The 3,312-nt window shown below is 40.6% G+C and carries 4 protein-coding genes; 1 reads left to right on the plus strand and 3 read right to left on the minus strand.

From position 1 onward, the window contains the following. Window positions 1-406 precede the first annotated feature (406 nt). Entirely contained in the window at window positions 407-634 is a 228-nt protein-coding gene (locus IQ228_RS23505) for a hypothetical protein (RefSeq protein ID WP_027402405.1), read from the minus strand. Window positions 635-636: 2 nt separating this feature from the next. Next, on the minus strand, window positions 637-1,110 hold the full coding sequence (locus IQ228_RS23510) for a type II toxin-antitoxin system VapC family toxin (RefSeq protein WP_027402404.1): 474 nt from the start codon (window positions 1,108-1,110) through the stop codon (window positions 637-639). Between the two features lie 76 nt (window positions 1,111-1,186). Here IQ228_RS23510 and IQ228_RS23515 point away from each other — a divergent pair, with 76 nt between their 5' ends. Continuing rightward, window positions 1,187-1,645: a hypothetical protein gene (locus tag IQ228_RS23515; protein ID WP_193964626.1), complete on the plus strand. Its 459-nt coding sequence runs from the start codon at window positions 1,187-1,189 to the stop codon at window positions 1,643-1,645. Between the two features lie 762 nt (window positions 1,646-2,407). On the opposite strand, the gene IQ228_RS23520 is transcribed toward IQ228_RS23515, so the two are convergent. Beyond that, window positions 2,408-3,312, minus strand: a 905-nt coding sequence (locus IQ228_RS23520; RefSeq protein ID WP_193964627.1) for a hypothetical protein, incomplete at its 5' end; no start/stop codon positions are given.

Raw genomic sequence — 3,312 nt, forward strand, 5'->3', positions numbered from 1 at the left:
ATGTTTTAATCGCTGCTACTGCTATTCTTAAAGATTTAATTGTGGTTTCTAATGATAGTGATTTGGCCAGAGTTGAGGGTTTAAGTTTAGAGAATTGGGTAGAATTATGATGATTAAATTATTTTTTGGCTGATGTATTTAAAACTGTAGGTTTGGTTAAGCTGTTATTGGGTTTTTCTCATTTGGTCAGGGTGTAAGTGGCGAACTCGCACTTTATCAATCAAACCTACGAGCGATTCCTGCGGAGCGCTTCGCTATCGCACTTTATCACTCCAAACTACAAGCGATTCCTGCGGAGCGCTTCGCTATCGCACTTTATCAATTTAACCTATGAGCGATTCCTACGGAGCGCTTCGCTATCGCACCTTATCAATCCAACCTACGAGCGATCGCTTCGATATAATGGCTAAGTTGAGTGGCGGATAACATCAGGCGCATCACCACCAAGATATCGCGCTCGTCCGCTCCAACGTGTTCTTGTATCTTGCTTTCGTGATAAGCTCACAACTTTTCTACCGCTTTCAGCTTGTTGCTTTTGCAAATCAGCAAAGATAGCTTTCAAGTCATGATTGAATGACCGAGAATACTGTTCACGAATTCTGTGGATCTCTTCCACAATCTCATCATGAAACATAATCAACCTCCTAGAAGTTCATAGGGTGTACAAAGAATCGGCAATTCGTATCCAAAATCAATGCTGATCTCCGCCAATTTTCTCTGAATTTGAGCATTGGCAATGTGCTTACAATTCCATGTCAGCAGATAATCCATTCCGTGAACAGTTGCAACTGCGATATGAACAGCATCAACATCAGCTTTTGCTGGAAGGTTGCTGCGGCCTAAAAATTGCTCTGCTAAATCCAGAACGGATTGGTTTAAGTTGAGTAATGATATATTGCTAAGAATTTCTAGTCGTTGAGATGCAATTTTGGCATCTCCTTGGGTAGTTTCTTTCAAGACTGCTTGGGATGAGTACAGTTGAAAGTCACTGCGCCGTGTATTCCACCACTCCCTCGTTATCTCAATATTAGCTGCCACAATAATGTCTCTGCTTGGTCGAGCAGTAAGGTAGCCTAAGATACTGGTTTCAATATAGACAGTTTCACTCATACACGGTAGATTGTAAGCTACTTCATTTTAGCTTATATTTTAGGTGCGTTACATTTCATTAACGCACCCTACAAGATTGGCGATTCCTAGGTCGCGCTTCGCTATCGCACTTTATCAATCCAACCTACCAGCGATCGCACTTCATCAATTTAACCTACGAGCGATCACAATTTATCAATTCAACCTACGAGCGATCGCAATTTATCAATTCAACCTACAAGCGATTCCTAGGTCGCGCTTCGCTATCGCACTTTATCAATCTAACTTACAAGCGATTCCTAGGTCGCGCTTCGCTATCGCACTTTATCAATCTAACTTACAAGCGATCTCACTTTATCAATCTAACTTACAAGCGATTCCTAGGTCGCGCTTCGCTATCGCACTTGATCAATCTAACCTACGAGCGATTCCTACGGAGCGCTTCGCTATCGCACTTGATCAATCTAACCTACGAGCGATCGCACTTGATCAATCTAACCTACGAGCGATTCCTACGGAGCGCTTCGCTATCGCACTTTATCCATCTAACCTATAAGCGATCGCAATTTATCAATTCAACCTACAAGCGATTCCTGCGGAGCGCTTCGCTATCGCACTTGCTCAATCCAACCTACAAGCGATTCCTGCGGAGCGCTTCGCTATCGCACTTTATCAATCTAACCTACAAGCGATTCCTGCGGAGCGCTTCGCTATCGCACTTTATCAATCTAACCTACGAGCGATCGTACTTTATCAATCTAACCTATGAGCGATCGCACTTTATCAATTCAACCTACGAGCGATTCCTGCGGAGCGCTTCGCTATCGCACTTTATCAATCTAACCTACAAACGATTCCTAGGTCGCGCTTCGCTATCGCACTTTACCAATCCAACCTACAAGCGATTCCTAGGTCGCGCTTCGCTATCGCACTTTATCAATCCAAACTACAAGCGATTCCTAGGTCGCGCTTCGCTATCGCACTTTATCAATCTAACCTATGAGCGATTCCTAGGTCGCGCTTCGCTATCGCACTTTATCAATCCAACCTACGAGCGATTCCTGCGGAGCGCTTCGCTATCGCATCTTATCAATCCAACCTACAAGCAATCGCACTTTATCAATCTAACCTACAAGCGATTCCTGCGGAGCGCTTCGCTATCGCACTTTATCAATCTAACCTACAAGTGATTCCTGCGGAGCGCTTCGCTATCGCACTTTATCAATATAACCTACGAGCGATTCCTAGGTCGCGCTTCGCTATCGCACTTTATTTATCCAACCTACAAGTGATCGCATTGCTTTATGTTTATCAATCTTCACTCACTAAATATTTGACATAGTACCTCACGAAGCAAGGGTTCAGCAAATTCAACTACGAATCCTTCGTCATCATTAGACATAACATACTCACCTATGCGATTGTGAGCAGTACAACATCTCACACGATATATACAATAGGCTGAAAAATCTATTACTAACCCTTTATAGTTATTTTCTGTTATGCCTGTAATAGATGAATCTCTGGAATTACTTCGGGTAAATCCTCCCCTGTTCATCAAATCTTGAAATGGAATAATATTATTGATTTTATTGTAAGGATTACCGTCTTTACCATAATCGAAAAAAATCTTCATTCCCTTATCTAAATAATCTGGAGAGTTAATTTTATTTAGACAATCTGCAATTTTATCAACTTTGTTTTGATCATCACATTTACTTTTGAGTAACTTTTTTAAGCTATCAATTTCCTTATTGCTGCTATATTGATTGAGTAATTGTCCTATTCCTTGTAAATCATTATCTAAACTTTTTATTTGCTGAACTAAGTTCCAGTCAAAAATCAGTTCCAGAAGGTGATAAAGCTTTAAAAATCTTTCAAAAGCATAGGGTTGAACTACTGAACGAATGCAACTTTCTTTATGATAGGGAGTTGGAAGTACAATGCTAGGTCTAGCAGTCAATCTAGAAGGCTGAAAACGATATGCTTCCTGTAGGCTAGATGCTGCATTTGAATGAAAAAATCCTCCCCAAATAGGTGCAGAATCCATATATTTATTTTTATAATTTTCATATTCACATACATCAATCACTAAGTAGTTTTTAGTAAATTCGTGGGGAAGCGCAAGCCGAAATGTACCCTTATCAACTTCATTAATATAAGCAATATATCTTGCATCTGTTAAACTTGCAATATTTATATCAGTAATAGATTTACATATAC

This window comes from Dolichospermum sp. LEGE 00246 (genome assembly GCF_015207865.1).
Taxonomy (GTDB): domain Bacteria; phylum Cyanobacteriota; class Cyanobacteriia; order Cyanobacteriales; family Nostocaceae; genus Dolichospermum; species Dolichospermum heterosporum.